Raw genomic sequence first — 26,629 nt, 5'->3', positions numbered from 1 at the left:
CAGCAGCGCGTGGCGCTGGCCCGCGCCCTGGCCCCGCGGCCCGCCGTCGTACTCCTCGATGAGCCGTTCTCCAGCCTGGACGAATCCCTGCGCGCCCAGGTGCGCCGGGACACCGTGGCAACGCTCAAAGAGGCCGGCACCACCGGCGTCCTGGTGACCCACGACCAGACCGAGGCGCTGTCCGTGGGAACCCGGGTGGTGGTGATGCGCGGCGGCGTCATCGAGCAGGCAGACACACCGGAAAAGGTCTTCGAACAACCCGCCACCCGCTTCGTCGCCTCGTTCATGGGCGACGCCGATTTCCTCCCGGCCAAGGTGCACCGCGCCCTGCTGACCTGCGAGATCGGGGTGGTGTCAACAGTCCCCGGCTGGGCCGACGTCGATGTCGACGTTGACGTGGTCCTGCGGCCGCACGAGGTGGCGCTGCTCCCCGATCCGGCCTCCCCCGCCCGGGTGTCCGCCGTCGAGTACCACGGCGCGTTCGTGCTGCACTACGTGACGCTGGCCTCCGGGCGGACCCTGCGGTCCTGGCAGCCGCACAGCGTCCGCCATCCGGTGGGCACAGCTGTTGCCGTGACGGTGGCGGCGGGCACCACGCCCACCCTGCTGCTCGGTGACACCGCCGTTACCTCCCCGCCTCCCGGCAGTTCCCTTCGGCAGCGCTCATCCGAGCCTGCAGCTTAGTTAGGCGTCCCATGTCTCTTCACCCCAGCAGGGCTGCGCTGTGACCGCGCAGCCCGAACTCGCCCGGGTCGCGTTCACCGACCTCGCCCGGCACGGCGGCCGCCCGGCGGTCCTCACCGCTGACGGCGCCGTAACCTACAGCGAGCTTGCAGCCCTGGTGGACCAGACTGCTGCCAGGCTGGGAACCGAACGCCGGCTGGTGGTGCTGGCCGCCGGGAACGACCTGGACTCCCTGGTGGGCTACCTTGCCGCACTCTCGGGCGGCCATCCGCTCCTGCTGGCCCCGGCGGACAAGCCCGAGGCCCTGGCCTCCCTGGTCAACGCCTACGATCCCGACGCGCTGCTGTGGCCCGGCGGCGGCGACGGCACGCCCATGCTCCAGGAGCGTCGGACCGGCACCCGGCATGACCTGCACCCGGACCTGGCGCTGCTGCTCAGCACCTCAGGTTCAACGGGTTCGCCGAAACTGGTCCGGCTCTCGCACACTAACCTCTCCGCGAACGCCGAGGCGATCGCCGAGTACCTGCACATCGGCCCTGACGACCGTGCCGCCACCACGCTCCCCCTGCACTACTGCTACGGCCTCTCCGTGGTCAACAGCCACCTGACCCGCGGGGCGGGGCTGGTCCTCACCGACCTTTCCGTGGTGGACCCCTGCTTCTGGGATCTGTTCCGGGACCAGCACGCCACCTCCTTCGCCGCCGTTCCCTACACGTTCGACCTCCTGGAGCGGGTGGGGTTCGCGGACAAGGAGCTGCCGCGGCTGCGCTACGTCACCCAGGCCGGCGGGCGGCTGGCCCCCGAGAAAGTCCGGTCCTGGGCCGAGACCGGGCAGCGCCGCGGCTGGGACCTCTTCGTCATGTACGGGGCCACCGAAGCCACCGCCCGGATGGCCTACCTGCCCCCGGACCTGGCTGCCCACCACGCGGAGACCATCGGCGTCCCGGTGCCGGGCGGCACGTTCCGGATCGACCCCGTGGAGGACCTGGCGGACGGGGAACTGGTCTACACCGGCCCCAACGTCATGCTCGGCTACGCCGAGTCCCCCGCGGACCTGGCCCTCGGCCGGGAAATCCACGAACTGCGGACCGGCGACCTGGCCCGCCAGCAGGAGAACGGCCTGTACCAGGTGGTGGGCCGGCGCAGCCGGTTCGTGAAGATCGTCGGCCTGCGCGTGGACCTGGGGCAGGTGGAGCGGATCCTCGCCGGCATGGGCATCACCGCGGCCGCGGCCGGCACCGATGACCTGCTCGTCGCCGCCGTCGAAGGCGAGCACGACGGCGCCATGCTCGCCAAAGTCCTGGCCGGCAGCCTGGGGCTGCCGCGCGCCGCCGTCGTGGTCCACCCCGTGGAGCAGCTCCCGCGCCTGGCGACCGGCAAGATCGACTACCCGGCGGTCCGCTCCCTGGGCATGCCGGACACCAGCCTTGTTCCGGACAGCACCCGGCCCGCCGCGGCTGTTCCCGCAGCTGCTGGATCCGGGGCGGCACCGGAAGGCCAGGCCGACGTCCGGCAGATCTTCATGGACGCCCTGGAGCGCGAGAGCGTGGCGGATGACGACACATTCGTCTCCCTCGACGGCGACTCGCTGTCCTACGTGGCGGTCTCCGTCCGGCTGGAAAGCGTGCTGGGGAAGCTGCCCTCCGACTGGCACCTGCTGCCCGTCAAGGAGCTGGAACGCCTCCGCCCGGCCCGCAATAAGAGGCGCTTCCTGTCGTTCCTGGAGACCTCCCTGGTGGTCCGGGCGGCGGCCATCGTGTGCGTGGTGGCCACCCACGTGGAGCTGTTCACCTTCCAGACCGCGCACCTGCTCTTCGCAGTGGCCGGCTACAACTTCGCCCGGTTCCAGCTGGCCGAGCAGCGCGTTCCGCGGCTGCGGCGCCAGTTCCGCGGGCTGGCCCGGATCGTGGTGCCGTCCGTGCTGTTCATCGCCGTGGCGTACCTGCTGACGGACCACTACACGGTGGCGAACATTTTCTTGCTGAACGCGATGGTGGGCCCGGAGCAGGTGACCACCCAGTGGCACTTCTGGTTCGTGGAACTGCTGGTGTACATCCTGCTGGCGGTGGGAGCGCTGATGGCCATCCCCTGGGTAGACCGGTGGGAGCGCCGTGCGCCGTTCCTTTTCGCGCTGGGCCTGGTGGCCGTTGCGCTGCTGAGCCGGTACGACCTGGTGGATCCCGGCCTGCCCAAGCCCCCGCCCGTGTTCTGGATCTTCGCGCTGGGCTGGGCCCTGGCACGCGCCCGCACCAACCTCCACCGGCTGACGGTATCCCTGATCACCGTGCTGACCCTGCCCGGGTTCTTCAACAGCACCGTGCGGGAGATCACCGTGGCCGCCGGGATCCTGCTGCTCGCGTGGGTGCCGGCGCTGCCGGTGCCGGCCCTGCTCCGCCGGGTAACGGGGTGGCTGGCCGCGGCCTCGCTCTACATCTACCTCACCCACTGGCTGGTCTACCCGGTGCTGCTTCCGGTCAGCCAGGTGCTGGCGGTGGCCGGGTCCCTGGTGTTCGGGGTGGGCTACTGGGCGCTGTGCCAGTGGGTGCCCGGGGCCTGGACTGCGCTGAAGAGCCGGGGCCGGGGCCGCGTCGCCCTCCCCCGCACCAGCCCCTGACGCCCGCTCATCCGGGCGTTTCCGCCCAATCCCGCGCTCACGTTGCCGGCGGTTCGTGCAGGCCAAAGGCCGAACCCTGATCGTCCTTGCACAGCTTGAACCTGCCGTACTCCGCGGCGCTGCTGTCGCTGTCGCCCAGGTCCGTGTCGTCCACGGAGCCGCCAAGTTCCCGCACCCGTGCGAGCGCCGCGTCCAGGTTGTCCACCTTGAAGAACAGGTAGGGCGACGCACCGGGGTCGCCGCCATGGATTCCCCCTGGGATTCCGGCCTTATGGATGGAGAAGCCGTTACCGGACGGTCCCGGGCTCAGGTCCCAGCCAAAAAGTTCCCCGTAGAATCGCTTGCCCCGCTCGGCGTCCTCCACGCCGATTTCAAAGAACACAGGTTCACCGGACATGTGTGCCTCCTTTGTTTGCATGCTGGAGCAAGAACCCTAGTCCTTTCGTGGCATGCCGGACAGTGGCGGGGAGAATTTCGGGCGAAAGTGGGGCACATTGACACGGACACGCCGGACATCAGGACCCGAACACCGCGGCAGGCGGCCAATGTGCCCCAGGACGGAGAACCAGGACGTACGACGGCGGCCCGGAGCACGGCGTCGTCCCTCGCCGGAAAGGTGGGGCCTCAGCCCTCAGCGGGCTCGGATGCCTTTGCCTCCTCGGCTGCCTCTGCATACTCGGCCGAGACCCGCCGGTAGACCGGGGTGAAGAAGGCCAGCAAGGCCGCGATGATCATGATGATCCCGGCCACCAGGAACACCAGGGCGATGCCGCGGGATGTTCCCTCGCCCAGCAGCGGCGCCAGCTGGGCCGCCCCTTCGGTGGAACGCGCGTACGGGATGATCCAGAACTGGGCGATCGGCGCGATCAGGAACGCTGTGATGGGCGCTGCCGCCGACTCGAACGCCATGGCGAAGCCGAACACCCGGCCCTGCTTGGGCAGCGGCACCACCTGCTGGATGACCGTTTGCTCGGCCGCCTCCACCACGGGCACCAGGGTCAAGTACAGCCAGATGCCCAGAACGTACAGCCAGGCCCACTCGCGCAGGGTGAACACCGCGCCGAGGAAACCCATCGCCACGACGGCGAAGAGCAGGGTGCGCAGCGGGTTGGCGCCGAGCCCGAACTTGCCGATCAGTGCCCCGCCCACCAGGAACCCGCTGGAGCCAACCGCCAGGAAGATGCCCCACAGCTCCACGGGGAACATCTCCAAGCCGTACGGGTCCATCAGGGCCATGTACACGCCGCCGATGAAGTTGTTGAACGTGGAGAACAGGATCAGCGCAAACAGCCCGCCGATGGCCAGGACTGCGGCGAGGGCACCCCGCAGGTCGAAGCCGCCCTGGGCATCCGTGGCGGCCGCCCGCACTTCCTCGGGCATGTGCAGGGTGAGCAGGTGCGCGAAGGCGAGCGCCGTGAGGACGACGGCGACGGCGATGGTCCAGCCCATGCCCAGCAGCCCCACCGACAGCCCGGACAGCACCGAGGTGATCAGGAACATCAGCCCCTGCACCATGCCCACCATCCCGTTCGCGTTGGCCCGCCGGTCCGGCTCGATGAGGATGGTGACCGTTGTGGACAGGGCAATGTTGCGCAGGTTCTCCACCACGGCGCCCACCAGGATGATCATGGCGAAGAGCCAGAACCAGGGCTGCCCCAGGTCCAGCAGCTGAGCTTCGGGTGTCAGCAGGAACATCACGCCGGACAGTACGAACATCAGCAGCGTGAAGACAGCGGCGAAGCGCATCACGGCCAGCTTGCGGTACCGGTCCACGAACGTGCCAAAACTGATGCTGGAGAGCGCAATCAGCAACATGTACGCACCGCCCACCACACCGGTGGCGATCACGTTGCGGGTCTCCAGGTACACCCAGAACGTCAGGGCGAACCACAGGTAGCTGGTGGTGATGTTGGCGACCCCCGTATTGACCAGGATCCCCAGGAACGTGCGGGACCGCTGCTTCGGAGTCCGCACAGAGGTATCGACGGCGCCTGGATCGGCGAGGCGCGCGGCCTCGCCTTCCCCGTCCACCGCGTGAGCCACGTCGGGGTCGTCCGAAAAGCCTGCCCCGCCGTCGGGAGTAACTGCAGCACGGCCCCCGGCCGGTTCCTGCTCAGTCATGCGTCCCAGTGTAGTGAGAAGGAACCGGCGGCACACGGGAAAGCCCCCAATGTATTGGACGCGCCTTCCAAGAGGTCTACCTCCGGCCGGACGGAAAACTCGAGTACCCACTACTCGTGTCCTGCGTACCGCATGGCCGTAGCGTCTTTTCTAGGCCTGGGGGCAGTCAGCGGTTCTCCTTCGAGACGGGGAGGAGGGCCACTCGCTCCTGGTGAAGGGACAACTGCCGATGCAGGACGAAAACCTCCCCCGGCCCCTCCTTGACCCGTCCGTGCTCGAACGGCTGCGCGCCGAACTGGACGACGACGAGAGCATCTGGCGGGTCTTCGTGCAGAACTACATCAAGGAACTGCCCGTAAGGACCGAGCGCTTGCGGCTGACACTGACCACCGGGGACCTGCGCGGCGCGATGGATGCAGTGCTCAGCCTGAAAACGTCCAGCCAGATGGTAGGCGCCGAACGCCTGGCCGGCCTGGCGTTGAACCTTGAAAAGGAGCTGCGCCAGGACTCCTCCCGCGCCGATCCCGGCGTTGAGCTCCCCCACCTCGCGGCAGCCCACCTGCGGCGAATCATGCAGTGCAGCAAACAGACCAGGTATGCCCTCCGTGCGCAGTTCTGACATGGACGGCAAGAGGCACCCCGCGGGCATAGGATTTTTCCTATGAGGATTGCCGTTGCAGGGGGAACCGGTACGGTCGGGCGCCACGTGGTGGAGCTCGCCAGGGAGCGCGGCCATGACGTGGCCAGCTTGAGCCGTGCGGATGGGGTGGACCTGGTAAGCGCCCGCGGGCTGGATGAGGCGCTTCGGGGCGTGGACACGGTGATCGACGTGTCCGGTATCAACAGCACAGCCACCAAGAAGGCCGTGGACTTTTTCACCAACGCCTCGCAGAACCTGCTGGCCGCGGAGAAGAAGGCCGGTGTGAAGCACCAGGTGGTGCTCTCGATCGTGGGCATCGACAAGGCCACCTCGGGCCTGTATGCAGGCAAGCTGGTGCAGGAGGACACTGTGCGGCACGGCGGCGTGCCGTGGACCCTGCTGCGGTCCACCCAGTTCCACGAGTTCGTGCCGCGCGTGGTGAAGACGTCGTCCGCCGGTCCGGTGGTGCTGGTGCCCAAGATGTTCACCCAGCCGGTGGCCGCCCGCGAAGTGGCCGAGGCCCTTCTGGCAGCGGCGGAGGCTGGGCCGCAGGGTCGCATCAGGGACCTGGGCGGCCCGCGGCTGGAGGAGCTCGACGGCCTGGTCCGCTCGTACCTGGACAGGACCGGCCAGCGGAAAAAGGTGGTGGAAGTCCCGCTTCCCGGCTTCATGGGAAAGGCCATGCGCAGCGGTGCGCTGATCCCGGCGCCGGGTGCCGCCCTCGGACGCCAGACCTTCCTGGAATGGCTGGAAGCAAGTAGCGGCAAGTACCGGCAGGAAAAGTAGAGTACCCACTACTCGTGCCCTGTCTTGGGGCATCCCCCTAGATTCGTCTAAAGCCTGCTACGGCGGGCGGGACCTGACGTTGAGTGGGGGAAGAAGCATGGCGGTACAGCCGGTATCCGGAAGCAAGCGGACGGGACACGCCGGTCTTCTGTTGGACCTGGTCACCGGCGCCGAGACGGACCTCGATTCAGTGCAGCGGCTGGCCGAGGCCGCCGCGGCGGCGCTCAGCGGTTCGGCCGGCGTGGACTGCGCCGCCACCCTGCACCGTGCGGGAACGCCGCCGGTGACGGCAGGGAGCACAGGCCCGGCGGAGTGCCTGGCATCCTCCGAGGAGCGGTACGGTGACGGGCCCATGATGCAGGCCGACGCGGGGCCGGTGCAGGTGGCAGCGGACGGTTCCTCCCAGCGGTGGGATGCATATCGACGGCGGCTGGTTGCGTCCGGCTACGGCTCGGCACTGGCGGTGCCGGTGGACGTGGGGGCGCGCGTTTCCTGCACCCTGGTGTTCCTGGGGCCGGAAGGTTTCGACTTCACCCCGGACATGGTCAGCGAGGCCACCTGGTTCGCCGGGGTGGCGTCGCAGAGCATGCAGCTGGCCCTGGAGGTGCGCAGCATCCGGTCCGCTGGCGACAACCTGAAAGCCGTCCTGGAAAGCCGCACCTCTATCGACGTGGCGTGCGGGGTGGTCATGGGCCAGACACGATGCTCCTACACGGAGGCATTCAGTAAGCTCGCCGGGGTGTCCCGGCAGCGGAACCTGAAGGTCCGCACCGTCGCCGAGAACATCCTTAAAGCCCTGGGCGGCGGCTCGCCGGCAGCACGGTTCGAGCCCCCGGCGCTGGCATAGGGCCGGGCCCACTGATGCGTGCCCGAGCCCCGTGGCAGCATCGCCGGACAACCGCGTAGGCTGTTCCAATCACTGCAACCGGAAGGTGGACGGATGAAGAATTTGGCGGTTGGGATCTTCATTCTCGCCGGGATCTGTTTCATCCTCGGGCTGGCAGTCGAAACACTGGGATTCCTCCTGGGAATTGCCCCGGTACTGCTGATTGTGGCAGTTCTCCTGCTGCTCCTGCGCCGGTCCAGGGGACGCCGCATCCCCGGCTAAGGGCCGCCGGCCTAGCGGGTCAGCACGAAAATGGCGATGGCCAGGCCGGCCACCAGGACGGCGTTCACGACGACGTAGGGTGGGACGCCCCGCTTGGCTCGTTTTACTAAACCCCACTACGTGCTCCCCCATCCTGCGGGTTTCCCCTCCTACAAACCGATCGTCGGGGTGGCCCTGAAGGCGTTGGCGGTTTTGTCCAGGACAACCTGGGCGTCGCTTCCGGAATCAAGGACTGTGTTCCGGGCTGATGCGGCATCGACCATGACGGTTGTGACGGCGAGGCCTTCCGACGCTTCGGTTGTCAGCAGGGCGTCCACCTGGGCGGCGAAGCATGAGTCACTCGACTTGGCGGAGACGTCCATGGCCACCACATGGTTGTTGGAGACAAAGTTGCCTGCCCCCGCCGCCAGCCGGATGATGACAGGCGTGGCACCCGCCGGCCGGATGCTCTGCGAGTCGATGACCTCGGAAAAGTGGTTGCCCACCACGGAGTTGTTGCTGCCTCTGATGCTGAGAAGCCCGGTGAGGTCGTCCAGTCCGTTGTCCACTCCCAGGAATGGGGTCCAAGGCTCGTGGTCGCGGAGGAAGTGGTTCGTGGCCACGAGGTTTTCCGAGCTGTTGTCCTCGAGGAGCACCATCCCCGGGTAGAAGGAATGCAAACGGTTGTTGGTGACGCTGGAACGGGTGACCCCTTTGAAGTGGACGCTGCTTGCACCCCGGGGGAAGACGTTGTTCGCGGTGACCAGGAGCCCGCCGTGGTTCTCGGCGTAGATCGAGTGGCCCTTGAAGCCGGCCCCCACCAGGTTGTCGGTGATCTTTGAGGCCTGTCCCCAGCCCCGCAGTTCGATGCAGCTTCCGCATTCGGCGATGAAGTTGTCGTGGATGGACAGCGCGTCTGCGTGGTGGATGGTGAGGGCGTGCTCCAGGTAGACGAACCCCATGCCGGTGATGCGGAACGAGTCGTTGGCACTCGCGGCATAGATGCCGGTCTTGCCGTTGACGTAGGTGTTTTCCGCATGCAACCCCGAGCCGTCCGGGCTGAAATGCAGCCCGTCGATGCAGAAGTTGGAGAACTCCACCGAGCTGATCCGCGGGCTTCCGTTCCGCTCGATGTAGAAGGCGGCGCCTTTAGCCTCCTTTCCGTCTTCGGCCGGCGGGAGGTCCACGATGATCCGGCTCCCGCCGGGCCACAGCTCGTGCAGGTCCGGCCATTCGTCTTCGGGCACGTTGAAGCGGATGCTCGACGACGTGAAGCCGTGCCCGGAGCCCTCGATCCGGAGGAAGCTGACGTCGACCAGCACCTGGGTGCGAAGGTGGTAGTCCCCCGGCGGAAGGTAGATCACCGCGCCCGGCTTGCCGCCGTCGTTCACGTCGGTGGCCGCCTGCCGTTCCTTGATGTCCGCGATGATGCTGTTGATGACTTCACCCACGTCCTTGGCCGGATTGCCGACCGGCCACGTGGTCACGTCGTAGTAGTTTTTGCTTGGCATGGGCTCTTCCTTTTGCGTTCTGGTTCTCATGGTGCCACCGTTTGCTGCTCAGGGAGCCCGGCCTGCAGCTCCTCAGCCGTCGGCGGGTTGGCACCGGGGCGGCTGACCGTGATGGCAGCTGCCCTGGAGGCCATCCGGCCCAGCGACTCCAGCACGGACGGCGCCAGCCCGTCCGCCCCGCGCATGAGGAGTCCGTAGACCAGGGCTGACATGTAGGAGTCGCCGGCGCCGATGGTGTCCGCCACCTCGGCCGTGACCGGGGGCACAGCCACCTGCGCGCCTGCCGTGGTGAGCAGGGACCCTTCCGCTCCGCTGGTGACGGCGACGAGCCCGGCCCCCAGGTCCAGGATGAGCTGAGAGACGTCCTCCAGGGACAGCCGCGGGTAGAGCCACAGTGCGTCCTCGTCGCTGAGTTTGACCACTTCCGTGAACGGGACGAGTTCCTCGAAGATGGTCTTCGCCTCGAAATGGCTGCCGAGCAGGGCAGGTCGGATGTTGGGATCGTAGGTGACCATGCAGCGCCGGTGTGACTGCTCAAGAAGTGCCCTGACCGCAGCCGCCCCCGGCGCCAGGAAGGTGGCGATGGAGCCGGTGTGCAGGACTTTGGGCAGCGTCGCCGGGGCGAGGCGCGCAAGGTCCCAGCGGATGTCGAAGTCATAGTGCGCCGACCCGTCGGACGCCAGGGTCGCCGTCGCCGTGGCGGTCCGGCCGGGCCCCTTGGAACCGGGCAGGAGTTCGACGCTGGCGCTGCGCAGGTGCTGCTCGATGGCCGCGCCGCGCGGGTCGTCGCCGATCGAGGTCAGCAACGCGGTGGCCGCACCCAGCCGCCCCAGCCCGTAGGCCACGTTTGCCGGTGACCCGCCGGGGTGCTCCACGGTGCCCGCGGAGGTGACGACGATGTCCACTAGGGCTTCACCGACTACTACGACGTCAAGCCCCGGCTGGGGATCATCGTTCGTGTGCATTTCTTCGCACCTTTCTTGGATTGCCCATCCTGCCGTCAGGCAAGGGTTGAGACCCTGAGCTTCCGGACTATTGCCGGGCCTCGCCCGGCCGCCAGCCAGTTCTCCTGGCTTCCGGCGTCGGGGAAGATGAGGTCGGTCAGGACCACCGCCCCGCCCTGCGCAAAGACCTCCACCGAGCAATGGTCGACGACGATCTGCAGCTTGAGCACGCCGTCCTCAAGGACCAGCGGCGCTGACTCCACGGACGAAAACTTTTCGTGGAAGCCCGTGTCCCCTGACCGGCGGCGGTCCAGGACGAGGCGACCGGTGGCGGCGTTGTAGCCCAGGACCGTGCCCGCGCTTCCGTCCACGCTGGCGAACAGATGGAAGGCCACGTGCTCAGCACTGCCGGGCAGGATCTCCGCCTCGATGACTTGGGCGCTGCCGGGTGCCGCAGCCGGCAACCGCAGTACCGAGTCCTGCAGTTCGAACACTTCCGCGATGACCGGCTCCGCGACTGCGGGCGGCCCCTCTACGGCAGGGTGGCCGGGCAGGACAGGCTGCTGGACCAGGCGGGCGGAGCCGCTGGCTGCGGTCAGGCGCACTTCGCGGGCCAGGGTCATCGACGACCGCCAGGGGGCGGTGGGCAGCTGGTTGGCGTAGTCCCAGTTGTTCATCCAGCCGATGATGATGCGCCGCCCATCGGGAATGTTACTGAAGGAGACGGAGGCGTAGCAGTCGCGCCCCCAGTCCAGCCACAGGCATTGCTGCAGGGCGGCAGCGGCTGCGGCGGAATCACCCAGGGCGCTGACCCCGGCCGGAGCCGCAACTGAAGAGGAGTCCGGGACGAACCGGGCGCCGTCGAACCGGCCCACGAAGTACTGGCCTCCGGAACCTCCCGCCACCGCACCCGGGTTGACGTTGACGATCAGGACCCATTTGACGTTGTCCGGGTCCCCGTCCACGGCAAGGGGAAAGAGATCGGGGCATTCCCATTCGCCCTGGTCTGCGTTCATGGGGCCAAAGTCGCTGAGGAAGTCCCAGGTCTTGAGGTCGTCCGAACGGTAGAAGACCACCTTCTGGTGCTGCGCTTCGACGGCCACCATGATCCAGCAGGCGCCCTGCCCGCCCTCGTAGCGGAAGACTTTGGGGTCGCGGAAGTGCGCGGAGTTCCGGGTGAGGACAGGGTTTCCGCCGTACTTCTGCCACGTCATGCCGGCGTCGGTGCTGTAGGCCAGGGACTGCGCCTGCGTGCCGTGGTGTTCGGACGCGGCCTTGTGGGCGCTGGTGTAGATGGCCACGAGGGCAGGTGCGTCCGCGGTGCCGAAGCCGGACGTGTTTCCGTGGTCCACCACCACGCTGCCGGAGTAGATGTCCTCGGTTTCGTCGCAGGCAATGGCCACGGGGTGCTCGGTCCAGTGGAGAAGATCACGGGAGGTGGCGTGGCCCCAGGACATGTTCCCCCACACGTTGCCATACGGGTTGTTCTGGAAGAAGAGGTGGTAGAGGCCTTCGTGGAAGACCAGGCCGTTGGGGTCGTTCAGCCAGGTGTCCCGGGCCGTGAAGTGGATGGCGGGACGGAACCTGGCGGTCCCGGCCGGAGGTGTTTCCGGGCGTGCGGCATCAAGGAAGGTGGACATGTTGGTGCGGTCCTCTGGGAAAGTGGAAGGGGCTGGCTGCTAGGGCCGGGGAGCCGCGATGGAATCGCGGCGCACCAGCGGGCAGCCCAGGATGGTCGGGTGGAGTGCCATGAGGGTCAGGTCTGTCTTCCCTTCGACGGCGTCAATCAGGTGCTCGGTGGCCCAGGCGCCCATCTCGTAGTGCGGCAGGGCCACGGTGGTGAGGCCCGGGTGGAGGTTGGCGGCGATCAGCTCCTGGTCATCGAAGCCGACCACCGAAAGGTCGCCGGGGATGCTGAGTCCCAGCTCGGCGGCGGCGCGGTAGGCTCCCATCGCCATCCGGTCGTTGTAGCAGAACAGTGCCGTTGGCATGTCGGCGCGGTCCTTGCGTGCCAGGATCCGCCGGGCCGCCTCGTAGCCGCCGTGCACTTCGGAGACCTCGGACTCGACAGGTGCCGCGTCGCCGTCGAGCCCTGCTTCGGTCAGCATGGCCCGGAAGGCCTGGAGCCGCTGGCGGGTGGCGGGGACGTCGTCGGTGTTGTTGATGAAGCCCACCCGCGTGTGGCCCGCTTCGAGGAGCGCGCCCACGGCGGCGCGTGCACCGCCGTCCTCGTCCGGGATCACGGCTGTGATGTTTCCGCCTTTGGCCACCGAGTCCACCAGCACGGAGGGGACGCTGCCGAGGTTGGCCGGCAGTTCCACGTTGCGGTGGTACATGGTGGCGTAGAGGATGCCGTCCACCCGGCGTTCCAGGAGGGCTTCGACGTCGGCCTGCCGGGATTCGAGGCTTGCCGAGCCGGAGGTGTTGATGATCATGAGGCCGTACCCCCGGGCCTTCGCGGCCTCGTCGGCGCCAAGGATGATGCGTCCGGCGTGGGGCGTCGTGGCAATATCCTCGCTCACCAGGCCCAGCATGCCGGTCCGCTGCGTGCGCAGGGCCTGGGCCAGCCGGTTGGGGCCGTAGCCGAGCTGCTCGGCGGCGGACTTGACCTTGTCCCTGGTTTCGGGGCTGATCCGGGCGTAGGAGACGTCGTTGAGCACGTGGGAGACAGTTGTCACGGAAACGCCGGCGGCGACGGCCACGTCCTTGATGCCGATGTTCTTGTTGCTCATCTGTGTCCCACGTCCTTATGGTTTGTCCGGTATGAGTAGGCTACCGACGAATGTCGGTTCCCCTGGCTAGCCCTTGACGGCGCCGAGCGTCATGCCCGCCACGATCTTGCGCTGCAGGAGGAGCGTCAGCAGGATCACCGGGATGGAGTAGACGGCGGCCAGGGCGGTCATGGATCCCCAGTCCAGGCCGAACTGGGTCTGGAAGTTCGCGATTACCACGGGCGTTGTCTGCGAGCGGATGGCCGTCATCAGGAGGGCGAAGAGGAACTCGTTCCAGGAGGCCAGGAAGGCGAAGATCGCCGTGACGGCGATGCCGCCGGAGACCACCGGGATGACCACCCGCCAGAGGGCGCCGAGCCTGCTGCACCCGTCCACGGTTGCCGCCTCCTCCAGGTCTTTCGGGACGGCTTCGAAGAAGCTGGACATCAGCCAGATGGAGAGCGGCAGGGAAATGGTGGTGTGGGCGATGGACAGCGCGATGGGTGTGTCCGCGAGGCCCACGGATCCCATCATGGAGGCCAACGGAATGCCGATTGCCACCGGCGGGACCATGCGCGTCACCAGGGCGGCCATGATGAAGATCCGGCCGCTGAGCGTCTTGTACCGGGTGATGCCGTAGGCGGCGGGAACCGCCAGGACCAGGGAGAGCACGGTGCTGATGATGGCCGTCTGGATGCTGTTGATGAACGACGCCGGCACGCCGCTGCGGCCCAGCGCGTTGGCGTAGTTCTCCAGCGTCCACTCCCGCGGAAGGATGGCGGGCGGCACCGCGATGGTGTCGATCGGGGTTTTGAAGGACGTGAACAGCAGGTACAGGAACGGGAATCCGTAGAGCACCATGGCTGCCGCGAGGAGGATCCACAGCAGGGTCCTAGTGCTGCGCCGGCCGGCCTCCAATCCTTCCCGGTTGACGCCGCGGCGCTTGCGGGGAGGGACGACGGCGGGTGCTGCGGAAGGTGCCGCAGCCGCCCTGGCCGGGGTCCCGCCGTCGTGCGTGGTTTTCTCAGCGACGCGCATCAGTTGTCCTTTCCTGGCCGCCAGATGGTGGACACCGCGACGAACGCGACGGCCAGCATCGCCAGCAGGTAGATGGTGCCCATGGCGCTGGCCAGGCCCGGATCGCCGAAGCGGATCATGGTCCGGTAGATCAGCAGGCTCATGGTTTCCGAGGCGGACTGCGGGCCGCCGTTGGTCTGGATGAGGATGGTGTCAAAGGCCCTGGCCGCGTCGATGCCGCGGACCACCAGCGCGACGGCGATGACCGGCCGCAGCAGGGGCAGGATGATCCTGAACAGCAGGGCCGGTGCCCGGGCGCCGTCCAGCCGTGCGGCTTCGATGAGGTCGCCGGGGATGTTCTGCAGTCCGGCGAAGAGCACCAGGCACATAAACGAGGTGGTCAGCCAGATGTCCGGGATTGCCACCGAATAGAGCACGATGTTCGGGTCCGACAGCCAGCCGATCTGGTTGGGGTTGGACAGGATGCCCGCCTGGTGCAGGAGGGTTCCGATGAGGCCGAAGTTGTCGATCATCAGGAACTTCCAGAGCAGGCCTGCCACGATCGGGGCGATCATGAGCGGGTACATGAACACCGTCCGCCAGATCTGCGAGCTGCGGCCCAGCATGGTGAACAGCAGGGCCATGCCCAGGCCCAGGGCGAACTCGAGGGTGACCACGATCAGGGTGTAGGCCAGGGTCCGCCAGCCCGCTCCCGTGAAAGCCTCCGAAGCGAAGGCGCGGAAGTAGTTGTCCAGGCCCACGAAGTCGCGGGGGCCGCCGGCGATCGGGGAGATCTTGTAGAAGCTGTCCGCCACAAGGCGGAACAGCGGGAAGGCCACGAATATTGCCAGGAACAGCGCCGCTGGTGTCATCAGGAACAATGCGAAGCGGCGGTCGGAGATGCGCACGGTTTTCTCTTCCGCTGGTTGGGGCCGCGGCCGGCACCGCTGTGCAGGTGCCGGCCGCGGGGGTCTTACTTGAGGAGGTCCTCGATCTGCTTCTTGGCATCGGCGAGGAGGGTGGCGGAGTCACCGCCGGCAACGGCCTTCTGCAGCATGGGCACCAGGACGGTGTCCACGATCTGCTGCCACTTCTCGGTGGCCGGGCGGGTGGCGGTGGCTTCACCGTTGAGGGTTTCGATCAGCGGCTTGAAGCTCTCGTAGCCTTCCTTGTCCTGGTACTTCTCGAACGCGGAGATGCGGGAGGCCAGGCCCAGGCTGGATTCGATGCCCTTGTCGTTGTAGTCGTAGGCGCACTTCACGAACTTCTTGGCCGCCTCGGTGTTCTTGGTCGCCTTCGGGACCGTGAGGTACCAGGGGCCGGGAACGCCGCCGACGCCTGCGGATCCGGCGATCATGGGGGCTGCGCCCACCTTGCCCGCCACCGGGGAGTCCTTGGGGATCTGCCGGTAGGCGTGGGCCCAGAACCGGGTCATGGCGGTCTGACCCTGGTTGAACAGGTTCTGTGCTGCGGCCCAGTCCACCTGGGCTGCGCCGGAGGGAGCGTACTTGGCCAGGCCCACGTAGAAGTCCAGGGCTTCCTTGTGGGCGGCGTTGTCAACCACCACCTTGTCGCCGTCCAGGACCATGGGGGAGCCGGCCTGCAGGACGTGGGCCAGCCATTCGGTTTCCACGCCGCCCTTGACGTCCGTGCCGTACATGCCGTCCTTGGTGAAGAACTCGGAGATGTCCTGGTACTGCTTCCAGGTGGTGGGGGCAGCCAACTCGTAGCCGTACTTGGCCTGGAAATCGGCCTTGTTTTTGGCGTCCTCGAACAGATCCTTGCGGTACAGGATTATTTCGGCGTTGGTCCAGGCGGGCAGGCCGATGAAGTGCCCGTCCACATTGGCTTCCTTGACAAGGGACGGGAAGATGTCCTTCTTGGCCTCGTCGGTGAAGATCTCGTCAATGGGCTGGAGGGCGTCCTTGAAGCTGGGCAGCCACACGGAGTCCAGGGCGGCCACGTCAAAGGAGACGTTGCCGGAGGAGAATTCGCTGGAAAGCCGGTTGAACATGCCGTCGTAGGGCAGTTCGACGAAGTTGACGTCCACGCCGGCGTCCTGCTTGCACTGCTGGGCGACACCGGTCAGTTCGGCGTGACCGCCGGCTTCGACCAGGACGTTGACCGTGTTGGTGCCGGCGCTTCCGGTAGACGCGGCCGGGCCTCCTGCGCCGCATGCCGAGGCGGCCAGTGCGACGGCGGTGCAGATGCCGCCGATGGCGAGCCTGCTGATGACTTTACGAGTGGACATCGCTGTCGACTCACTTTCTCTTGAACGGAAATGGAGAGTGACTCGGATCTGAAAAATCGTTTTGCCAAAACGACTTGGCACTCACCATAAGACGAGGAATATGAGAGTGTCAAGGCTCACAAGAAGAAGCTTGCTCTATTGACGCCGCTCGCCGGCGGGCCCTAGTGTGATGCTCGGCCAGAACGGACAAATCGTTTTGGCATATTTTGGCAAATCCAAGGGTCGCGGCCGGAAACTTCCTGCAACACCTTCGGCGCCCGCTCCCCCTTTCCAAGCAGAGGAGTTCATCGTGCAAATTTCCAGCCTTCAGCCGGGACGAAGGGCGGTGCTGCGGGCCGGGTCTGCATCCCTGGCTGCGTTCGCGGCAGCCCTATGCCTGGCCAGCAACGCCGCGGCCGCCGATACCGCTCCAGCGGATATCCCCCAGGAGCAGCAGGGCAACGCGTCGGGCCATCGGCACATCATCGGGCTGCTCTGACCGACCGGCCCGGTGTAAGCCCCCAATCTGAGCAAGAACAAGGCAATTCCCCCAACGAAGTGAGGAGTATCAGCTTTGACAACCGTTTACGACGTCACCACGTGGTCCGTTCCGGGAAACCCTTCGGCCACCCCGTACAACGACATCGGGCTTATCATCAACAGCATCATTGCGGATGTGAAGTCCCAGCAGACGAGCCAGGCCTCCAAGCCCGGCGCCGTGGTCTACATCCCGCCGGGCGATTACTCCCTCAAGACGCGGGTGAACGTGGACGTCAGCTTCCTGACAATCCGCGGCTCCGGCCATGGGTTCACATCCAGCAGCATCCGGTACAACGCGGGCAACACGTCCAGCTGGCACGAGATATTCCCGGGCGGCAGCCGGATACGTGTCGAGAACACCGACGGAAACGCCGAAGCTTTCCGTGTCTACCGCACGGGGGACCCCCGGCTGAGCTCCATCGTCTTCCAAAACTTCTGCCTGGACGGCGTCTCTTTCGGTTCCAATGAGAACTCCTACGTCAACGGAAAAACGGGCATCCGCTTCGATTCGGCCAACGACGCCTGCCGTGTTGAAGGCATGGGCATGGTGTACCTCGAACACGGACTAATCGTGAAGGACACCGATGCCCTGAGCGTGAGTGGTAACTTCCTGGCCGAGTGCGGCAGCTGCATAGAACTGACCGGATCCGGGCAGGCCTCCAAGGTTACGGCCAACCTCATCGGCGCAGGATACGTGGGATTCTCCATCTTCGCCGAGGGCCACATGGGCCTGCTGGTGAGCGCGAACAACGTCTTTCCGCGGGGAAAGAGCAGTGTGCATTTCAAGAACTGCACCCGGTCATCAATCACGGCCAACCGTTTCCACGCCTTTTATCCGGGCATGGTGAATTTTGAAGGCAACTGCACTGAAAACCTGGTGGGGGCCAATCACTTCCTCCGCCAGTTGGAGCCGTTTGATCCCCTCAAGCCGTACAACAACGGGCTTGATGACCTGTTCGGACTCGTCCACATCGTTGGCAGCGGAAATACCGTGACGGGCAACCATTTCTCCTACGACGTGCCCGCAGCCTCGGTGAATCCCTCCGGTCAGCCGCCCACCGTCATCCTGGTGGCTTCCGGTGCGAACAACTACATCGCGGCGAACAACACGATTGCCTCGGTCGCCGTCAAAACTGTTGTGCTTGACGGCTCCACCACGGGCACCAAGGTCCTGGACAGCGGCACGTCTGCGGAATTTGCTCCCTACACCAGTTCACACTCGTTCCGCCCAACGCCATAGCGCTGCGCCCCGCCTCCACGGCCGGCACAGAGCAGGCCGTGGAGGCGGAGCACCCACTGCTTCAACTTCATAGAGACAAGGACAATCAATGATGATTAGCCGTGCATGGACGGGGTGGGCAGCAGTAACGACGACGACGACTGCGCTGCTAGTCTCGGCTCTCACTTTGGCGCCCCTCCCGGCCCAAGCCTCGGACCCGGACCCTGCCACGCAGCAGTACCGCCCGTATCTGCATTACACGCCGGAAAAGAACTGGATGAACGATCCCAACGGACTCGTCTACCACAACGGGATCTATCACATGTACTACCAGTACAACCCGTTCGGAACCACGTGGGGCAACATGAGCTGGGGGCACGCCACGTCCACCGACCTCCTCCACTGGCAAGAGAAGCCCCTGGCCATCCCCCAGACGCTCAACGGGCCGGGGCAGTCAGTGGAAGACATCTTCTCAGGCTCGGTGGTGGTGGACGCCCAGAACACCAGCGGATTCGGAACGGCCCAGAATCCGCCCCTCGTTGCCGTGTACACCAGCCACTTCACCAGCGCCCATCCCACGCTCGCCGGCAGGCAGGCGCAGTCCCTTGCGTACAGCACGGACGACGGGCATACCTGGACCAAGTATGCGGAAAATCCCGTGCTGAACCGGAACACCAGTGACTTCAGGGATCCCAAGGTGTTCTGGTACCAGGGCCCGGGCGGCTCTTATTGGGTGATGGCCGCGGTGGAGGCAAACGAGCACCGGGTTCTTTTCTACAAGAGCACCAACCTGAAGGACTGGGAATACCTGGACGACTTCAAGCCTGCCAACGCGACGGGCGGGCAATGGGAGTGCCCGGACCTGTTTCCCCTGGCGGTCGACGGCGATCCCAACAACATCAAATGGGTGCTCGTGGTGAACATCAACCCCGGATCGGTGGCCGGAGGCAGCGGCGGGCAGTACTTCGTGGGCTCGTTCAACGGCACCACGTTCACCTCGGAAACCACCGACCCCGCGGATGTGCCGCCACCGGGCACCATTTTGGCCGGATTAAACGGCGGCAGCTACAGCGGATGGAACGTGCAGAACGATCCCGCCAATCCGTCCGGCCCCTGGGGCAGCGTGCCCGCTGGGGGGACACTCCCGGGCCAGCAGGCAGTCACCGGCCAGGTGGGTGCCGGCCTGGTTAACGGCTTTCATGGCGGTGACCTCCCGGTGGGCGCCATCGAATCAGCGCCGTTCACTGTTGACCGGGACTACATCAATTTCCTGGCCGGGGGCGGAAACCATCCCCTGCTGCCGGGCGAACAGTCGGGCAACCAGGCCCCTCCCGGATACCTGCTGTTCGACGGCTTTGACTATCCCGGAACGCTCACGGACGCCGGCTGGCAGCTCAGCGGTGACTTCGAAGCGGCACGCAACCCATCCGTTGCCGGCGGTGAGTTCGCAATCGGCAAGCGCATCAACACGTTCGAGGGCGGCCCCAAGGCGGATGACAACGTGGGTACCATTACCTCGCCGGAGTTCTACCTCACCAACACCAACATCGGCTTCCTCCTGGGCGGCGGCAGCCGGACTGATGGTCAACTTCAGGTGGAGTTGCTGGTAGGCGGCGTGCCGGTCCGCACCATGACGGGCACCAATTCGGGTGACCTGAACTGGAAGAACTGGGATGTGTCCCAATACTTTGGCCAGGTGGCCCGCATCCGCATCGTTGACAACGCCACCGGACCGTGGGGGCACCTCACCCTGGACAACATGGTCCTTGGCTCGGAACCTGCCAAGCCCAGGAGCAGTGAAACCACGGTCAACCTGATAATCAACGGCCAGACTGTGCGCACTGCGACAGGCTCCAATTCCGAGCACTTGGACTGGAAGGCCTGGAATGTCAGCGAGTTCAGGGGAAGCCAGGCCACCATCCGGATCGTGGACAACAACCGTGGAGGCTGGGGGCACATCCTCGCCGACGAGTTTGTGTCCTCCGACATCACCCGGCTGGAACAGCATGACTGGCTGGATTGGGGCAGGGACTACTACGCCGCCGTCTCTTTCAGCAATGTTCCGGACGGCAAGCGGGTCATGCTCGGCTGGATGAACAACTGGGACTACGGACAGGCCACCCCCACCAGCACATGGCGCGGTACCATGGCGCTGCCCCGGGAGGTGGTCCTGACCCAGACGCCGCAGGGGCCGCGGCTTCTCCAGAGGGTAGTTGCCCAAGCTGAGACGCTGAAGAACACCACTGCCGCGTACACCGCCCCACCGGGCCGGGACATCCACCCGGGCACAAGCACCCTGCCGGTCTCGGGGGACGTGGTCCAGATTGACGCCGAGTTCTCATCCGGGGGTGCCTCCGCCTTCGGCTTGAAGGTTCTGGGCAACGGGGCTGAGGCAACCCGCGTGGGCTACTCCACCGCCAGTGGACGTGTATTTATCGACAGGACAAACTCCGGGAATGAAGGCTTCCACCCGGCTTTTGCGTCCGTGGACGATGCACCGGTGCAACTCAGCAACGGCCGGCTGCGCCTGAAGCTGTATGTGGACAGGGCATCCGTTGAGGTCTTTGCCCAGGATGGCCTCGCCACGCTGACAGACCAGGTGTTTCCCGCGGCAGGGGCCAGCACCCTTTCTGTCTTTGCCGAAGGCGGGTCGGCCAGGCTTGAAAGCCTGACAGTCACGCCGCTTCACAAGGCCATGTGGTAGCTGGGGCGGGGCAGCCGGGCAAGGGGAAAGCCCCTCCTAGGAGGGGCTTTCAACGTAGTGGTCAATTGTCGTTCGGTAATGATCAGCGGTGATGCACTCCCCCTTCCCGGACGCCCCCGGCGCCCATCCGGACTATGACACGAACGATGTTAATAACACCGGACCGGGCGCGTAAAGGGGTTTGGGAGAGAAACTTCACCGGAAGTTGGACGTCACGAATCCTCCCGTTACCCGGCGAGGCACGCGGGGGGGGCGTACGACGGCGGCGCGCGCCGCCGTCGTACGTCCCACCCCGCCCTTCACGCTGGGTCCCGTGAAGGGCGGTCAGTGGCGGGCCTTTGCGCGGATCAAACCGGCTGCCAGGAGACCGGCAGCCCCGAGTGAGGCCAGCATGCTGCCAAGGGCTACAACGTATTCAGTAAGCGTCATTTCTTCCACTCCCCTTCGAACCTGGACTGCCTGATGGCCCCAAGCTACGCCCGGCACGTCAAGGTTGGCCGAAGGATCGCCGCGGGTTGGGTCAAGATCCCTGCAGGACTGATCCAGGCCCATCCGGAACGGTCCGCATCCACGAATCGCTTGCGGGCACCGGAAATGGTGCCGCCCCCAGCAGCTGTGAAAGGACACCATGATGCCTGACCTGCAAGCCCTCGCCCTCGTCTGCACCCTCACCCCATCGCCCGAGCCGTCCAGCAGTGAACTGATGGCCCGGCACATCCTGGACGAATTCGAGCACCAGGGCGTCCAGGTGTCCTCGCTGCGGGTGGTGGACCACAACGTCAAGCGCGGCGTGCAGGTGGACATGGGCGACGGGGACGAGTGGCCGCAGCTGCGGGAGCGGATCCTCGCGGCGGATATTCTCCTGCTGGCCACACCTATCTGGATGGGCCACCCGGCCAGCGTGGCGCAGCAGGTCCTGGAACGGCTGGACGCGGACCTGTCCGAGACGGACGACCAGGGCCGGCCGGTCATGTACGGCAAAGTGGCGACGGTTGCCGTCGTCGGGAACGAGGACGGGGCCCACAAGAGCGTCGCGGACATGATGCAGGGCCTGAACGACGTCGGCTTCAGCATCCCGGCGCAGGGCGGCACCTACTGGGTGGGCGAAGCCATGCAGACGGTGGACTTCAAGGACCTGGACAAGGTGCCGGACGCCGTCGCCACCGCCAACGCAGCCCTCGCCCGCAATGCCTCGCACCTCGCCTGGCTGCTGCGGCGGCAGGAGTATCCGGCCAAGTAGGGCGCCCGGACGCGGGCCCTGGGTGTTTCCTCGGCCAAAGCTGCGCAAATCCTGTGCCGTTTTGGTCCGGCGGGCTCCCGGGGATCCGGACACTTAACAAGGGGTCTTTTCCGTCCGGCCCTTGTCCTCTGCAGCGGCAGCCTCCCTTCCACGGGCCGGCCGCTGCCGGATCCCCTTGGAAGGTTTCATGAAGCTACTCAGAACACTGGTCTCCGTCCTGGCCCTGCTGGCGGGCGGCACGGCATGGATTACGACGCCGGTCCACGCCGCCACCGCCATCATCACCCTGAGCCCTGACACCGGCCCGGCGGGCACCTCCGTCACCGTGACCGGTACGGGCTTCCCGAAGAAGAGTTCGGGAACCGTCAGCGCCGGCACCGCCACGGCCGCGTTCAAAACCAGCGCGTCCGGCTACTTCACCGCGGAGCTGGTCATGCCACTGACCGACGAGCCCGCGCTTGCTGTCCGGGCCACCTCTGGCACGGCGAGCGCCGCCGCCACGTTCACCTATACCTACAGCTCCCCCTCCGTCACCGAGGAGGATCCCAACGTGGCTCCAGCCCCCGCCCCGGCTCCCGCGGCTCCGGCCCCGGCCCCGGCGCCAGCCGTCCTGCGGTTCGGCGGGGGCACCCCGGGAGGCCCGCGGGCCTCCGCGGAACTCGACGCCGTGACAGCCCTGGCCGGGGAGGCGCCGTCGATCATCCTGTCCTACAAGGACTTCAACCAGGGTGTGCCGATCAGCGAGCTCGAGGCCGTCCGTGCCCGCGGCGCGCAGACGCTGCTGACCTGGGAACCGTGGACGTGGGGCGGCGGCACCGAGCAGCCCGCCTACTCGCTGGACCGGATCGCCGCCGGTGACTTCGACCCCTACCTCCGGCAGTGGGGCCAGGCCCTGGCCGGCTGGGGGCACCCGGTAATGCTCCGGTTCGGCCATGAAATGAACGGCAACTGGTACCCGTGGTCCGAGCAGATCAACGGCAACGGCAGCGGCGACTATGTGGCGGCCTGGCGCCATGTCCACGACGTGGTGGCCGCAACCGGCGCCAGCAACATCACCTGGGTGTGGAACCCCAATGTCCCATACTGGGGCTCCATCCCGCTGTCCGGTCTCTACCCGGGGGACGCGTACGTGGATGCGGTGGCACTGGACGGCTACAACTGGGGCTCCTCCGCATCCTGGAGCAGCTGGCAGTCGCCATCCCAGCTCTTCGGGGACGGCCTCGCCCAGCTGCGGACCCTGGCCCCGGGCAAGCAGATCCTGATCGCCGAGACGGCCTCCGCCGAACAGGGCGGCTCCAAGGCCGACTGGAACACCGCGCTCATCAGCTACCTCGCGGCCCAACCTGATATCACCGCCATCACCTGGTTCCACTTCAACAAGGAAACCGACTGGCGGATCAACAGCAGCACCGCGTCCGCCCAGGCGTTCGCCGCAGCCCTCGCCGCCCGGCTCAAGTAGCACCCACGGTGGCTTACGACGGCGGCACGCGCCCGGCGTCCTACGTCACCTCGTCCGTGACGGCTTGTGAAAACCTGCTCAAGCCTTGACGGTTTCTTGACGGCAACTTCGCGTCCGCTTGAGGATGACGGTCCAAAGTAATTCTTGAAAGGCAGCGGCGCATGGGGGTGCAGCTGGAGCTGGGTCCAGTGGTAACGCAGCCTTGAGTCGGGAAACCGACGGTTTCAGCGCTTGGCGGTGTTGAGCAAACAGCACCGCCAAGCAAATCCCCGAAAAGTCGTGCTCTTCCTTTATTCCTGGTTTCAGCGGGGCTGGCTCCGGAATGGTGCCAATCAGAGCCAGTCCCGCCTTTCTTGGCAGGAGCCGCGGTTGGAATCAACGCAAGCCCCGCCGTCGCATCATCTTCTGGCAATGCCCGGGCGCGGGACAACGTCTTCCGGGTAAACGGCAAGTAACCATTGGGGGCCACGGGCCGCCGGCACCACGTGGCGGGGTCAGACGGGGTCGTTGGAATCCAACTCGTCCGGGTCCTGCTTGTCGCCGTAGCCCGTAGCTGAAGCCAGTCCTCCCACCTGCTGGCCGGCATTGGTCAGGCCGGGCGTGAAATGCTCGTCCGGGGACGCCTCGTGCTCGTCCAGCGTTGCCGGGACCACGTCGTTGCGCAGGTGCTCATCATCCGGAAGGTCTTCTGTGTGTGGTGTCTTATTGCTCATCCCTCCAGCGAATCATCCCTCGGCCATGAGGGCAACGGCCGGCCGTGAAAACCGGAATGCGTGATTTATGGGCCTGCAGTTCCCGTCGTGTCCCGGAACTCCAGCCGCCCCCGGCACCCCGGAGGGTGTAAGTGACGCATTTCGGTCACCGTTGTCCGGCAGGAAGGCAAGCGATACCATGCTCGCGGGGAGAGGGCCTGGTCTCACGACGAGTTAGGGGCCCATCATGACCGACTTCTTCACCATGCAGCCAGGCGAGACCGCAGCCCCGCTTCCTCCGGGGCCGGTCCTGTGCGGCGGATCGGCGGCCATGCGGCGGATCCACCGGTTCTTCCTGTGGGCGTACAGCGAGGCGCCGGGCCTGGTCCGCTCCGTCAATGCCGGCGACCCCGCCCGTGCCGCGTATGTGGGTGAGGTGCTGGGAAACTTCGACAAGGTGCTCCACGTCCACCACGAGGGCGAGGACCTGCTGATGTATCCCCAACTGGAGCAGCGGGCCCCGGCGTGCGTGCTGCATGTGGCGCAGATGCTTGAGCAGCACCGGCAGGTCACCCAGCGGCTGGAGGCCATCGAGCCACTGCGCCTGCGCTGGATGCCGACGCCGGACGCCGCTTTGGGTGGCGAGCTCGCAGGGCTTTATGAGGACCTGTCGGCCGTCCTGAACGTGCACCTGCGGCGCGAGGTCACAGAGGTGATGCCCGTCGCTGACCGGGTGATGACCGAGGAAGAGAGCAAGGCCATCGGGCAGCACGGGGTGAAGCAGTTCGACAAGAAGTTCATGGTTGCCTACCTGGGGATGGTGCTGGCCACCAACCCGCCCGCGGACCGCAAGGAACTGTTCGCCGATATCCCCGCGCCGGTCCGCCTCGCGTACAAGCTCGTGGGGCGCCGCATGTACCGGAAGCAGTACGCCACGCTCTTCCCGGGACGGCCGATCCCCGAGACGCTCTAGTCGCACAGGCTCCTGGCCGTCTGAAGGATGGCATCCTCCATCTCGGGGACGAGCGGAGGTGCGTCTGTAACGTTCAGTTCCTGGGGCGGGAGTATCGCGGCCATCGTTACCTGCTGCCCGCCATCCTCGGAGGCAAGGGACTGGACGCTGTATGGCCCTCCCCCGCCGGACACGATGACATGGCGGCTGCCGGGGCAGACGTCGTCGGTTGGCCGGATGCCTCCCAAGGGGGACGGCTCGGCCCCGATCATGCTCTTCCAGGTTTCCTCGCTGACGAGCTGGCCCGTGGTGAGGGCGGCCACGAATTTGGAGAGGTCCTCAACGGTTGAAATGACTCCGGAATCGGCCGACCCCGCAACCGCGTCAACCCGGGTGAAGTCGCGCCGGTTTCCGTCCTCCAGCACATACCCGTGCAGCATCGGCTCCGGCGGCTGTCCAGGCGAGGCAAGCTGTGTGCTGCCCATTCCCGCAGGTTCAAACACGTCCTCGGTGAGGATCTCGGCGAGCGGCCGGTTGTGTTTGCGTTCCAGCAGCCAGCCCAGGACTTCCCAGTCGGTGGCGGACCACACAAAATAGGGCACCGGCCCCGGCGGCACGTCAACCCCCGCTGCAATCCGAAGCCGTTCCTCGAATGTCAAGGCCCGGGTCTGGAGGTCGTCGAGGGTCCTGGTTTCAATCAGGGGTGGAAAGTAGTCGGGCAGGCCGGACGTGCTGCCCAGAAGGTCCTGCACAGTAACTCGGTCCCAGCCCGGAAAGATGGTTGTGAACTCGGGCAGGTGGGTGGAGACGGGATCGTCCAGGCGCACCGTGCCGGCCTCCACCAGCTTCATCACGGACACTGCCACCATCGGTGTTCCGGCGCCTATGATCCACATTTTGTCCGTGGGGACGGCCTTCCGGTTGGTCTCCAGGTCGTTCACCCCGGCTGCCCTCAGCTCCTCGCGGCCGCCGTACCGCACATGGAAGACCACTGCAGGCGCTCCATTGGCGAGGGCATCCTCGGCAAAGGCTTCCAGCTGCGGGGCAAGCTTCACTGCTGGCGTGGTGGTGGTTTCATCAGGGGTACCGAAGGTACAGCCGGCAAGCATGAGTGCCAGGGCCAGGACACCAACTGGCGTCTTCATCAAGGCGCCAGCGGGACTCCTCGCCACGTTCCAGTGGTGCCCGTCATACAGCCTGCTCAACAGGGTCTGGACCACCGCCGCTCCTCTCCGAGAACGCGCTGTCCACCCACTTCCAATTATGTTCCCCGCGCCACCCAGCTGACCCAGGCCTTTGAATCTTGAGGAATTCTTGACCGTATCCGTCCCTCTTCTTGAGTTGTGGGGTGCACAGTGATGCCTGAAGGGCTGCCCTGCGGTGAACTGGTCCCCGATAGTTGGACTGGCCAAATAAGATCCTAAGCCGCGAGGGCCTGGGTTCGGTATTGCACCGGGCTCAGGCCCTCGAGCTTTGTT

At 66.2% G+C, this 26,629-nt stretch carries 23 protein-coding genes; 12 read left to right on the top strand and 11 right to left on the bottom strand.

Annotation, left to right across the window (positions count from 1 at the left end):
• Both AC5RTT_RS13465 and AC5RTT_RS13460 read left to right on the top strand, forming a co-directional pair.
• Positions 1–684 (top strand): ABC transporter ATP-binding protein (locus AC5RTT_RS13465; protein WP_494145619.1); only part of this gene is annotated, 684 nt, incomplete at its 5' end.
• Positions 685–724: 40 nt separating this feature from the next.
• Positions 725–3,298: an AMP-binding protein gene (locus AC5RTT_RS13460; protein ID WP_494145618.1), complete on the top strand. Its 2,574-nt coding sequence runs from the start codon at positions 725–727 to the stop codon at positions 3,296–3,298.
• Positions 3,299–3,335: 37 nt separating this feature from the next.
• Here AC5RTT_RS13460 and AC5RTT_RS13455 read toward each other — a convergent pair whose 3' ends face one another.
• Both AC5RTT_RS13455 and AC5RTT_RS13450 read right to left on the bottom strand, forming a co-directional pair.
• A complete protein-coding gene (locus tag AC5RTT_RS13455; RefSeq protein ID WP_494145617.1) occupies positions 3,336–3,695 on the bottom strand; it encodes a VOC family protein in 360 nt (119 codons plus the stop codon).
• Between the two features lie 227 nt (positions 3,696–3,922).
• The gene (locus AC5RTT_RS13450; protein WP_494145616.1) at positions 3,923–5,419 is read right to left on the bottom strand and encodes an MFS transporter; all 1,497 of its coding nucleotides are present in this window, start codon (positions 5,417–5,419) and stop codon (positions 3,923–3,925) included.
• Positions 5,420–5,648: 229 nt separating this feature from the next.
• Between AC5RTT_RS13450 and AC5RTT_RS13445 the strand changes: the two genes are divergently transcribed.
• The 4 genes from AC5RTT_RS13445 to AC5RTT_RS13430 all read left to right on the top strand — a co-directional run bounded on the left by AC5RTT_RS13445 (position 5,649) and on the right by AC5RTT_RS13430 (position 7,953).
• The gene (locus tag AC5RTT_RS13445) at positions 5,649–6,038 is read left to right on the top strand and encodes an Hpt domain-containing protein (protein WP_494145615.1); all 390 of its coding nucleotides are present in this window, start codon (positions 5,649–5,651) and stop codon (positions 6,036–6,038) included.
• Between the two features lie 42 nt (positions 6,039–6,080).
• Positions 6,081–6,845, top strand: a complete 765-nt coding sequence (locus AC5RTT_RS13440; protein WP_494145614.1) for an SDR family oxidoreductase — start codon at positions 6,081–6,083, stop codon at positions 6,843–6,845.
• Positions 6,846–6,942: 97 nt separating this feature from the next.
• On the top strand, positions 6,943–7,692 hold the full coding sequence (locus AC5RTT_RS13435; protein WP_494145613.1) for an ANTAR domain-containing protein: 750 nt from the start codon (positions 6,943–6,945) through the stop codon (positions 7,690–7,692).
• Positions 7,693–7,785: 93 nt separating this feature from the next.
• Complete coding sequence (locus tag AC5RTT_RS13430; protein WP_494145612.1) at positions 7,786–7,953, top strand: hypothetical protein; 168 nt, start codon at positions 7,786–7,788, stop codon at positions 7,951–7,953.
• Positions 7,954–8,102: 149 nt separating this feature from the next.
• Here AC5RTT_RS13430 and AC5RTT_RS13425 read toward each other — a convergent pair whose 3' ends face one another.
• From AC5RTT_RS13425 to AC5RTT_RS13395, 7 genes are all read right to left on the bottom strand, one after another.
• Positions 8,103–9,443: a NosD domain-containing protein gene (locus AC5RTT_RS13425; RefSeq protein WP_494145611.1), complete on the bottom strand. Its 1,341-nt coding sequence runs from the start codon at positions 9,441–9,443 to the stop codon at positions 8,103–8,105.
• A 26-nt stretch (positions 9,444–9,469) separates the two neighbouring features.
• Positions 9,470–10,408 carry a carbohydrate kinase family protein gene (locus AC5RTT_RS13420; RefSeq protein ID WP_494145610.1) on the bottom strand — a complete coding sequence of 313 codons (939 nt, stop codon included), beginning with the start codon at positions 10,406–10,408 and terminating at the stop codon, positions 9,470–9,472.
• 35 nt (positions 10,409–10,443) lie between these two features.
• Positions 10,444–12,027: a glycoside hydrolase family 32 protein gene (locus AC5RTT_RS13415; RefSeq protein WP_494145609.1), complete on the bottom strand. Its 1,584-nt coding sequence runs from the start codon at positions 12,025–12,027 to the stop codon at positions 10,444–10,446.
• A 39-nt stretch (positions 12,028–12,066) separates the two neighbouring features.
• Entirely contained in the window at positions 12,067–13,119 is a 1,053-nt protein-coding gene (locus AC5RTT_RS13410; protein ID WP_494145608.1) for a LacI family DNA-binding transcriptional regulator, read from the bottom strand.
• Between the two features lie 66 nt (positions 13,120–13,185).
• Positions 13,186–14,136, bottom strand: coding sequence for a carbohydrate ABC transporter permease (locus AC5RTT_RS13405; RefSeq protein WP_494145607.1), 951 nt, complete (start codon positions 14,134–14,136; stop codon positions 13,186–13,188).
• Positions 14,136–15,023, bottom strand: a complete 888-nt coding sequence (locus AC5RTT_RS13400) for a carbohydrate ABC transporter permease (protein WP_494145606.1) — start codon at positions 15,021–15,023, stop codon at positions 14,136–14,138. The genes AC5RTT_RS13405 and AC5RTT_RS13400 overlap by 1 nt, the downstream gene beginning before the upstream one ends.
• Before the next feature lie 65 nt (positions 15,024–15,088).
• Positions 15,089–16,366, bottom strand: a complete 1,278-nt coding sequence (locus tag AC5RTT_RS13395) for an ABC transporter substrate-binding protein (RefSeq protein WP_494145605.1) — start codon at positions 16,364–16,366, stop codon at positions 15,089–15,091.
• 289 nt (positions 16,367–16,655) lie between these two features.
• On the opposite strand from AC5RTT_RS13395, the gene AC5RTT_RS13390 reads away from it, so the two are divergent.
• The 5 genes from AC5RTT_RS13390 to AC5RTT_RS13370 all read left to right on the top strand — a co-directional run bounded on the left by AC5RTT_RS13390 (position 16,656) and on the right by AC5RTT_RS13370 (position 23,507).
• On the top strand, positions 16,656–16,844 hold the full coding sequence (locus AC5RTT_RS13390) for a hypothetical protein (RefSeq protein WP_494145604.1): 189 nt from the start codon (positions 16,656–16,658) through the stop codon (positions 16,842–16,844).
• A gap of 75 nt (positions 16,845–16,919) precedes the next feature.
• Positions 16,920–18,125, top strand: a complete 1,206-nt coding sequence (locus AC5RTT_RS13385; RefSeq protein WP_494145603.1) for a NosD domain-containing protein — start codon at positions 16,920–16,922, stop codon at positions 18,123–18,125.
• A gap of 91 nt (positions 18,126–18,216) precedes the next feature.
• Positions 18,217–20,808 carry a GH32 C-terminal domain-containing protein gene (locus tag AC5RTT_RS13380; RefSeq protein ID WP_494145620.1) on the top strand — a complete coding sequence of 864 codons (2,592 nt, stop codon included), beginning with the start codon at positions 18,217–18,219 and terminating at the stop codon, positions 20,806–20,808.
• A 628-nt stretch (positions 20,809–21,436) separates the two neighbouring features.
• A complete protein-coding gene (locus AC5RTT_RS13375; RefSeq protein WP_494145602.1) occupies positions 21,437–22,048 on the top strand; it encodes a flavodoxin family protein in 612 nt (203 codons plus the stop codon).
• Positions 22,049–22,235: 187 nt separating this feature from the next.
• Positions 22,236–23,507: a glycosyl hydrolase gene (locus AC5RTT_RS13370; protein ID WP_494145601.1), complete on the top strand. Its 1,272-nt coding sequence runs from the start codon at positions 22,236–22,238 to the stop codon at positions 23,505–23,507.
• Positions 23,508–24,001: 494 nt separating this feature from the next.
• Here AC5RTT_RS13370 and AC5RTT_RS13365 read toward each other — a convergent pair whose 3' ends face one another.
• Positions 24,002–24,220 (bottom strand): hypothetical protein, encoded by a 219-nt coding sequence (locus AC5RTT_RS13365; RefSeq protein ID WP_494145600.1) that lies wholly within the window; start codon positions 24,218–24,220, stop codon positions 24,002–24,004.
• Positions 24,221–24,446: 226 nt separating this feature from the next.
• Here AC5RTT_RS13365 and AC5RTT_RS13360 point away from each other — a divergent pair, with 226 nt between their 5' ends.
• The gene (locus AC5RTT_RS13360; RefSeq protein ID WP_494145599.1) at positions 24,447–25,172 is read left to right on the top strand and encodes a hemerythrin domain-containing protein; all 726 of its coding nucleotides are present in this window, start codon (positions 24,447–24,449) and stop codon (positions 25,170–25,172) included.
• Here AC5RTT_RS13360 and AC5RTT_RS13355 read toward each other — a convergent pair.
• Positions 25,169–26,371, bottom strand: a complete 1,203-nt coding sequence (locus tag AC5RTT_RS13355) for a serine hydrolase domain-containing protein (RefSeq protein WP_494145598.1) — start codon at positions 26,369–26,371, stop codon at positions 25,169–25,171. The two genes, AC5RTT_RS13360 and AC5RTT_RS13355, sit on opposite strands and share 4 nt — an antisense overlap.
• Positions 26,372–26,629 lie beyond the last annotated feature (258 nt).

This window comes from Arthrobacter sp. Y3221157, from assembly GCF_059089865.1.
The sequence above is the reverse complement of the archived record's forward strand: the minus strand, read 5'-3'. Positions and strand labels throughout refer to the sequence as shown.

Coding starts and splice junctions, on each gene's coding strand:
- AC5RTT_RS13435 (WP_494145613.1), top strand. CDS start 6,943: ATGGCGGTACAGCCGGTATCCGGAAGCAAGCGGACGGGACACGCCGGT.
- AC5RTT_RS13375 (WP_494145602.1), top strand. CDS start 21,437: ATGATGCCTGACCTGCAAGCCCTCGCCCTCGTCTGCACCCTCACCCCA.
- AC5RTT_RS13380 (WP_494145620.1), top strand. CDS start 18,217: ATGATTAGCCGTGCATGGACGGGGTGGGCAGCAGTAACGACGACGACG.
- AC5RTT_RS13405 (WP_494145607.1), bottom strand. CDS start 14,136: ATGCGCGTCGCTGAGAAAACCACGCACGACGGCGGGACCCCGGCCAGG.
- AC5RTT_RS13450 (WP_494145616.1), bottom strand. CDS start 5,419: ATGACTGAGCAGGAACCGGCCGGGGGCCGTGCTGCAGTTACTCCCGAC.
- AC5RTT_RS13445 (WP_494145615.1), top strand. CDS start 5,649: ATGCAGGACGAAAACCTCCCCCGGCCCCTCCTTGACCCGTCCGTGCTC.
- AC5RTT_RS13425 (WP_494145611.1), bottom strand. CDS start 9,443: ATGCCAAGCAAAAACTACTACGACGTGACCACGTGGCCGGTCGGCAAT.
- AC5RTT_RS13415 (WP_494145609.1), bottom strand. CDS start 12,027: ATGTCCACCTTCCTTGATGCCGCACGCCCGGAAACACCTCCGGCCGGG.
- AC5RTT_RS13455 (WP_494145617.1), bottom strand. CDS start 3,695: ATGTCCGGTGAACCTGTGTTCTTTGAAATCGGCGTGGAGGACGCCGAG.
- AC5RTT_RS13360 (WP_494145599.1), top strand. CDS start 24,447: ATGACCGACTTCTTCACCATGCAGCCAGGCGAGACCGCAGCCCCGCTT.
- AC5RTT_RS13420 (WP_494145610.1), bottom strand. CDS start 10,408: ATGCACACGAACGATGATCCCCAGCCGGGGCTTGACGTCGTAGTAGTC.
- AC5RTT_RS13440 (WP_494145614.1), top strand. CDS start 6,081: ATGAGGATTGCCGTTGCAGGGGGAACCGGTACGGTCGGGCGCCACGTG.
- AC5RTT_RS13370 (WP_494145601.1), top strand. CDS start 22,236: ATGAAGCTACTCAGAACACTGGTCTCCGTCCTGGCCCTGCTGGCGGGC.
- AC5RTT_RS13430 (WP_494145612.1), top strand. CDS start 7,786: ATGAAGAATTTGGCGGTTGGGATCTTCATTCTCGCCGGGATCTGTTTC.
- AC5RTT_RS13395 (WP_494145605.1), bottom strand. CDS start 16,366: ATGTCCACTCGTAAAGTCATCAGCAGGCTCGCCATCGGCGGCATCTGC.
- AC5RTT_RS13365 (WP_494145600.1), bottom strand. CDS start 24,220: ATGAGCAATAAGACACCACACACAGAAGACCTTCCGGATGATGAGCAC.
- AC5RTT_RS13410 (WP_494145608.1), bottom strand. CDS start 13,119: ATGAGCAACAAGAACATCGGCATCAAGGACGTGGCCGTCGCCGCCGGC.